This window comes from Streptomyces sp. URMC 124 (genome assembly GCF_051386455.1).
Classification (GTDB): Bacteria; Actinomycetota; Actinomycetes; order Streptomycetales; family Streptomycetaceae; genus Streptomyces.
On sequence record NZ_JBPQTS010000247.1, the window covers coordinates 1 to 6,547 of the forward strand.

Sequence of the window (6,547 nt, forward strand, 5' to 3'; positions counted from 1 at the left end):
GGGCCCCGCCCGGCCCGGCTGACGGCCGCGGCGGCCTGCTGCGGGGGGCCGGCGGGGCCGCTCTTACGGGCGTTTTTCGGCGCGGACTGCTTGCTGCTCACCCCAGCAGGGTAGCCGTACCGCCGACGATCCGAGGGGGGCCGAAGGCGGGCCGGGGCCGTTCGTGTACCGACAGGTAGGTAGGCTGGCGCGCATGCGTGCGCTCCTCGTGGTCAACCCGTCGGCCACCACCACCAGTGCCCGTACCCGTGATGTCCTGGTCCACGCGCTCGCCAGTGATCTCAAGCTGGAGGTCGCCACCACGGAGTACCGGGGCCATGCCCGCGACCTGGCCCGGCGGGCGGCCGAGAGCGGCAACACCGGTCTGGTGGTGGCGCTCGGCGGCGACGGCACGGTCAACGAGGTCGTCAACGGCCTCCTGCACGACGGGCCGGATCCCGAGGGCCTGCCCCGGCTCGCCGTGGTGCCCGGCGGCTCCACCAACGTCTTCGCCCGGGCCCTGGGCCTGCCCAACGACGTCGTGGAGGCGACCGGCGCCCTGCTGGACGCCCTGCGCGACGGGACCGAGCGCACGGTCGGCCTCGGCCTCGCGGGCGGCACGCCCGGCACCGAGGACGAGGGGGTGCCGCCGCGCTGGTTCACCTTCTGCGCGGGCTTCGGCTTCGACGCGGGGGTCATCGGCCGGGTGGAGCAGCAGCGCGAGCGCGGCAAGCGGTCGACGCCTGCGCTGTACGCGCGACAGGTGATGCGTCAATTCGTCGGGGAGACCCACCGCCGGCGCGGCACGATCACCCTCGAACGGCCGGGCGAGGAGCCACTCGAGAATCTCGTCATGTCGATAATCTGCAACACGGCGCCGTGGACGTACCTCAACAACCGTCCGGTCTACGCGTCGCCGCAGGCGTCCTTCGACACCGCCCTTGACGTGCTGGGATTCACCAAGCTGTCGACGACGGCGGCCGGCCGCTACGCCACCCAGCTGCTCATGTCCACGCCCGAGCGCGGCCCCCGGGGCAAGCACACCGTGTCCTTGCACGACCAGACGCAGTTCACCTTGCATTCGCAGGTCCCACTGCCGTTCCAGATGGACGGTGACCACCTGGGAGTGCGGAGCAGCGTGACGTTCACAGGCGTTCGCCGTGCACTGCGTGTGATTGTGTGAGTGCTAGGGCCTAAAGTCCTTCCACTCGAACGTTTAGACTGGGTTCCACCCCCTGGAAGTACGGCTGTGACCTAGCCGACACCGAGGAATCAAAAAAAACTTTCCAGAAGGGGTTGTATCCGCCGCCGAGGTTTGCGAATCTCTTCATGGCGATCGGGACGTCCGCTCTTCCGGCCTTCCGATACAGCCCGAACCCCTCCCTTTTCCTGATGGACCGCACCAGTTTCACGACTGGGCGTCGGCCCTTCCCCTGCGGAGGGATTCGTGAAAGCGTTCACATTCACAAGCAACGTAGCCGCAATAACGAGGAGATGGAGCAGCCATGGACTGGCGTCACAACGCCGTTTGCCGCGAGGAAGACCCCGAGCTCTTCTTCCCCATCGGCAACACCGGTCCTGCGCTGCTGCAGATCGAGGAAGCCAAGGCCGTCTGCCGCCGCTGCCCCGTGATGGAGCAGTGCCTGCAGTGGGCGCTCGAGTCCGGCCAGGACTCCGGCGTCTGGGGTGGCCTCAGCGAGGACGAGCGCCGCGCCATGAAGCGCCGTGCCGCTCGCAACCGGGCGCGCAACGCCACCGCCTGACGACGCCCCTCGGCCCCCGAGCCGCAGCGCGCAGTACCCCCTGACGCTCCCCGCGAGCTTCGCCTGGGGGCGCCCCGCATGACGTGAGCTTTGAGCCCCGGACCTGATGGTCCGGGGCTCAGTGCTGTTGCGGGTACGGGTGCGCCCCCGGCCGGGGAGGGGGCAGCGGGGTTCAGCCCTTCTCGGCCCGTACGGGAATCTCGAGGACGACCCTCGTACCCTGCCCGGAAGCGGGCACCATGTCGAACGTTCCGCCCATCTCCCCCTCGACGAGCGTCCGGACGATCTGCAGGCCCAGGTTGCCGGCGCGCTGCGGGTCGAAGCCCTCGGGAAGCCCGCGGCCGTCGTCCTGGACCGAGATCAGCAGGCGGGCGTCGCGCCGGGTGCCGCTGCGCACGGCCGTGACCTCCACCGTGCCCCGCTCCCCCGGGCCGAACCCGTGCTCCATGGCGTTCTGCAGCAGCTCGGTCAGCACCATCGCCAGCGGGGTGGCCACCTCGGCGTCGAGGATCCCGAAGCGTCCCGTGCGCCGCCCGGCGACCCGGCCGGGCGAGATCTCGGCGACCATCGCCAGCACCCGGTCGGCGATCTCGTCGAATTCGACCCGCTCGTCCAGGTTCTGCGAGAGCGTCTCGTGGACGATGGCGATCGAGCCGACCCGGCGGACGGCCTCCTCCAGCGCCTCACGGCCCTCCGCCGAACCGATCCTGCGGGCCTGGAGCCGGAGCAGGGCCGCTACGGTCTGCAGATTGTTCTTCACCCGGTGGTGAATCTCCCGGATGGTCGCGTCCTTGGTGATCAACTCTCGCTCGCGGCGTCGCAGTTCGGTGACGTCGCGCAGCAGGACCAGCGAACCGATGTGATTTCCCTTGGGTTTGAGGGGAATCGCCCGGAGCTGGATGACCCCTTCGTTGCCCTCCACCTCGAACTCGCGGGGCGCCCAGCCGCTGGCCAGCTTGGCGAGCGACTCGTCGACCGGACCGCGCGAGGGCGCCAACTGAGCGGTGGTCTCGCCCAGATGATGCCCCACGAGGTCGGCGGCGAGGCCGAGGCGGTGATAGGCGGAGAGCGCGTTGGGGCTCGCGTACTGCACGATGCCGTCGGCGTCCAGCCTGATGAGGCCGTCCCCGGCGCGCGGAGAGGCGTCCATGTCGACTTGTTGACCGGGGAAGGGGAACGCGCCGTTGGCGATCATCTGGGCGAGGTCCGAGGCGCTCTGGAGGTAGGTGAGCTCCAGCCGGCTCGGGGTGCGCACCGTCAGCAGGTTCGTGTTGCGGGCGATGACGCCGAGCACCCGGCCGTCACGGCGGACGGGGATGGACTCGACGCGGACCGGGACCTCCTCGCGCCACTCGGGGTCGCCCTCGCGGACGATGCGGCCCTCGTCCAGGGCGGCGTCCAGCATGGGGCGGCGGCCGCGCGGCACGAGGTGGCCGACCATGTCGTTCTGGTAGGAGGTGGGGCCGGTGTTGGGCCGCATCTGTGCGACCGACACGTAGCGGGTGCCGTCGAGCGTGGGCACCCACAGGACGAGGTCGGCGAAGGACAGGTCGGAGAGCAGCTGCCACTCCGATACCAGCAGGTGCAGCCACTCCAGGTCGGAGTCACCGAGGGCCGTGTGCTGACGTACGAGGTCGTTCATGGAGGGCACAGTGGTGAGCCTACCCGGGGCCGGGACGCCCATCCCGGGCCCGGCCGCGGGCGGCCGGTACCCGCGGAAACCCGGGCGGCGGAAACCATGGACAGAGGAGAATGGTCTAGTCCACAATGAACGAGCAAAGTTTCCGCCTTCCCCGCACAGGAGGGCGGAGCGAGGCCCGGCGCTCTCTGCCCTGATCGCGCCACGGCCTCCAGTCGGCCCACTCCGGCCGCGGGGTCCGCACACCCCGCGCCGCGGGCCGATACGGCTCCGGGCTGCGGTGCCGGCCGGGTCGAGGGTCCCGGTCAGGCGCCGCGGCCCGAAGTGACCGCCGCGCTCCGCCCGCTACTCCGCGGACCGCTCCGCCGGCTTCTCCTCCGCACGCTCCGGTGACTTCTCCTGCACGCGCTCCGCGGGCTTGTCCTGCACGCGCTGCGCGGGCCTGTCCTGCACGCGCTACGCCGGCCTGTCCTGCGCACGCTCCGGCGGCCACGCCCGCATCGCGACGTCGGCGACCGCCTCCAGGGTGGCGCGGTCCGCTCCGTCCCGCGCCTGCTGCGACATGCCCTGCAGAACGGCGCCCGTATAGACGGCGAGGGCATGGGCGTCGGTGTCCGCCGGCAGCACGCCCGCGGCGACGTCGGTGACGATGCGGCTCTCGATGAACGCGATGCCCTTGTTGCGCCGCTTCTGGAGCGCCTCGACCACCTCCGCGGACTGCTCGGTGCAGTTCGTGGCCGCACTGATGATCATGCAGCCGCGCGGCAGGCCGGGCAGGGTGTGGGAGACCGCGGCCTCGTGCAGGAGGCGGTCCGCCGCACGCCGGGCGGTCGGCGCCTCGGACAGGGCCTTCGCCGTGAAGACGCCGTAGTTGCGCGCGTAGGCCTCGATGGCCTCCTCGAACAGGGAGCGCTTGTCACCGAAGGCCGCATAGAGACTGGGCGCCTTGATGTCCATGGCACGGGTCAGGTCCGCGATGGAGACGGCCTCGTAACCGTGCTCCCAGAAGGCGCGCATCGCCTGCTCCAGGGCCGTCTCGCGATCGAAGGACCGAGGCCTGCCCCGCTGTTTGGTCGCCATGAGCCCATTCTATAGCGGTCGCTAAAAAACCTGTGCTACGTTCTTTCTGTAGCACTCGCTAAAGAAAGAGGGGGGCGCGGCCATGGGCACGCTCACGGGCAGGACGGCACTGGTCACGGGCGGCAGCCGGGGCATCGGGCGAGGGATTTCGGAGCGCCTGGCCAAGGAGGGGGCGCGCGTCGCCGTGCACTACGGGCGGGATGCCGCCTCGGCCGAGCAGACGGTGAAGGCGATCGAGGCAGCGGGCGGCGAGGCCTTCGCGATCAAGGCGGAGCTGGGAGTCCCGGGGGATGCCGAAGCGCTCTGGGCCGCCTTCGACGAGCGGGCGGACGGCCTGGACATCCTGGTGAACAACGCCGGCACCGACGGCGTGCGCGTGCCCATCGGCGAGGTCGGCGAGGAGGACTTCGACCGGGTCTTCGCGGTCAACACGAAGGCGCCGTTCTTCGTCACCAAGCACGGCGTGGACCGCCTGCGTGACGGCGGCCGCATCGTCAACGTCTCCACGGGGCTGACGCACGGCGCGGCCATGCCCCAGCTGATCGCCTACACCATGACGAAGGGCGCGATCGACGCCTTCACCTCGGTGCTGGCCAAGCAGCTGGGCGAGCGCGGCATCACGGTCAACGCGGTGGCGCCGGGCGTGATCGACACCGACATGAACGCCGCGTGGCTGAACAGCGGTGCGGAGGTGCGGCAGGGCGTCGCGGCCCTGTCCCCCTTCAACCGGGTGGGCGAGGCGCGCGATGTCGCCGACATCGTGGCCTTCCTCGCCTCGGACGACAGCCGCTGGGTGACGGGGCAGTGGATAGACGCGACGGGCGGCGCGCTGCTCTGACACCGCTCCGGCACCGCCGCGAGCCGGAGAGCCGGATAGCCGGATGGCCGGAGAGCCATGGCACGGCAGCGGGCAGCAGGGGGCAGGGGGGCGGTCAGCGGGTCTCGGTGACCTTGGCGAGGGCCCGGGGTGCGTCCGGGTCCTGGCCGCGGGCAATGGTGATCTCGTAGGCCAGCATCTGCAGCGGCAGGATCTCGAGGACGGGCTGCAGCTCCTCGGGCACGCCCGCCGTGGGCAGGGCGAAGCCGGTCGTCGCCCGGGCCACCTCCGCCTCGGTGCCGACGATCATGAGGTCCGCTCCCCGGCCGCGCAGCCGTTCCAGCACGGGCTGCAGGGCCGCGCCGCCGCGGCCCTCGGTGACGATGGCGATGACGGGCGAGATGTTGTCGACCATCGCGAGCGGGCCGTGCAGCAGGTCGGCGCCCGAGTACGACAGGGCGGGGATGTAGCTGGTCTCCATCAGCTTCAGCGCCGCCTCCTTGGCGGTCGGGTAGCCGTAGCCGCGGGAGGTGAGGACCATCCGCTCGGCGAAGCGATAGCGGGCGGCGAGCTGTCTGACCTCGGCGCCGCGGTCGAGGACGCTCCGGGCGAGGCCGGGCAGGGCCTCTGCCGCCGCCGTGCCGTCTCCCCCGCCGGGGCGCAGCCCTTGCACGAAGAGATAGAGGGTCAGCAAGGAGGCGGTGTAGGTCTTGGTGGCGGGCAGGGCGCGCTCGGGCCCGGCCAGGATGCCGATGTGGTGCTCGGAGACGGCGGCGAGCGGGGAGTCGGCGTTGTTGGTCACCGCGAGGGTGATCGCCCCGGCCTCGCGGGCGGCCTTGGTGGAGGCGACGAGGTCCGGGGAGCCGCCGGACTGGCTGACGGTCACGGCGAGGACGTCGGTCAGGTCGGGCCGGGCGCCGTAGGTCGTGATGGTCGACATGGAGGTCAGGCCGCAGGGCCTGCCGAGCTGCACTTCGAGGAGGTATTTGGCGTAGAGGGCGGCGTTGTCGGAGGTGCCCCGCGCGGTCAGGAGCACGAAGCGGGGCCGGCGGGCGGCGATGAGCCGGGCGGTCTCGGCGATGACGGGGGCGCCGTCGTCGAGGATGTGGCGCAGGACGGCCGGCTGCTCCGCCATCTCGCCGGCCATGATCCCGCCCGGCTGCTCGCTGTGGTGGGCGGGGGGCGTGACGCTCATGTGCGGTTACCTCCCGGGGCGGGGGCTGCGAGGTCGCGGTCCGGCGGCCCGCCGCGCGGCGGCGGGGCCCTCTC

At 71.4% G+C, this 6,547-nt stretch carries 6 protein-coding genes; 3 read left to right on the plus strand and 3 right to left on the minus strand.

Annotated features, from left to right (window positions below; genetic code table 11):
- Positions 1-193: 193 nt before the first annotated feature.
- A complete protein-coding gene (locus ACSNOG_RS31335; RefSeq protein WP_436756093.1) occupies positions 194-1,162 on the plus strand; it encodes a diacylglycerol/lipid kinase family protein in 969 nt (322 codons plus the stop codon).
- Positions 1,163-1,484: 322 nt separating this feature from the next.
- Positions 1,485-1,742 (plus strand): WhiB family transcriptional regulator, encoded by a 258-nt coding sequence (locus ACSNOG_RS31340; RefSeq protein WP_004937597.1) that lies wholly within the window; start codon positions 1,485-1,487, stop codon positions 1,740-1,742.
- A 172-nt stretch (positions 1,743-1,914) separates the two neighbouring features.
- Here the strand turns inward: ACSNOG_RS31340 and ACSNOG_RS31345 are convergent, their stop codons facing one another.
- Together ACSNOG_RS31345 and ACSNOG_RS31350 are read right to left on the minus strand one after the other, a co-directional pair.
- Positions 1,915-3,384: a sensor histidine kinase gene (locus tag ACSNOG_RS31345; RefSeq protein WP_436756094.1), complete on the minus strand. Its 1,470-nt coding sequence runs from the start codon at positions 3,382-3,384 to the stop codon at positions 1,915-1,917.
- 453 nt (positions 3,385-3,837) lie between these two features.
- The gene (locus ACSNOG_RS31350; protein WP_436756095.1) at positions 3,838-4,461 is read right to left on the minus strand and encodes a TetR/AcrR family transcriptional regulator; all 624 of its coding nucleotides are present in this window, start codon (positions 4,459-4,461) and stop codon (positions 3,838-3,840) included.
- 82 nt (positions 4,462-4,543) lie between these two features.
- Between ACSNOG_RS31350 and ACSNOG_RS31355 the strand changes: the two genes are divergently transcribed.
- On the plus strand, positions 4,544-5,299 hold the full coding sequence (locus tag ACSNOG_RS31355; RefSeq protein WP_436756096.1) for an SDR family oxidoreductase: 756 nt from the start codon (positions 4,544-4,546) through the stop codon (positions 5,297-5,299).
- 94 nt (positions 5,300-5,393) lie between these two features.
- Here the strand turns inward: ACSNOG_RS31355 and ACSNOG_RS31360 are convergent, their stop codons facing one another.
- Positions 5,394-6,473 (minus strand): SIS domain-containing protein, encoded by a 1,080-nt coding sequence (locus ACSNOG_RS31360; RefSeq protein WP_436756097.1) that lies wholly within the window; start codon positions 6,471-6,473, stop codon positions 5,394-5,396.
- Between the last annotated feature and the right edge of the window lie 74 nt (positions 6,474-6,547).

Bases quoted from the DNA above. Each gene is read 5' to 3' on its own strand.
- ACSNOG_RS31335 (WP_436756093.1), top strand. From the start codon at position 194: ATGCGTGCGCTCCTCGTGGTCAACCCGTCGGCCACCACCACCAGTGCC.
- ACSNOG_RS31340 (WP_004937597.1), top strand. From the start codon at position 1,485: ATGGACTGGCGTCACAACGCCGTTTGCCGCGAGGAAGACCCCGAGCTC.
- ACSNOG_RS31345 (WP_436756094.1), bottom strand. From the start codon at position 3,384: ATGAACGACCTCGTACGTCAGCACACGGCCCTCGGTGACTCCGACCTG.
- ACSNOG_RS31350 (WP_436756095.1), bottom strand. From the start codon at position 4,461: ATGGCGACCAAACAGCGGGGCAGGCCTCGGTCCTTCGATCGCGAGACG.
- ACSNOG_RS31355 (WP_436756096.1), top strand. From the start codon at position 4,544: ATGGGCACGCTCACGGGCAGGACGGCACTGGTCACGGGCGGCAGCCGG.
- ACSNOG_RS31360 (WP_436756097.1), bottom strand. From the start codon at position 6,473: ATGAGCGTCACGCCCCCCGCCCACCACAGCGAGCAGCCGGGCGGGATC.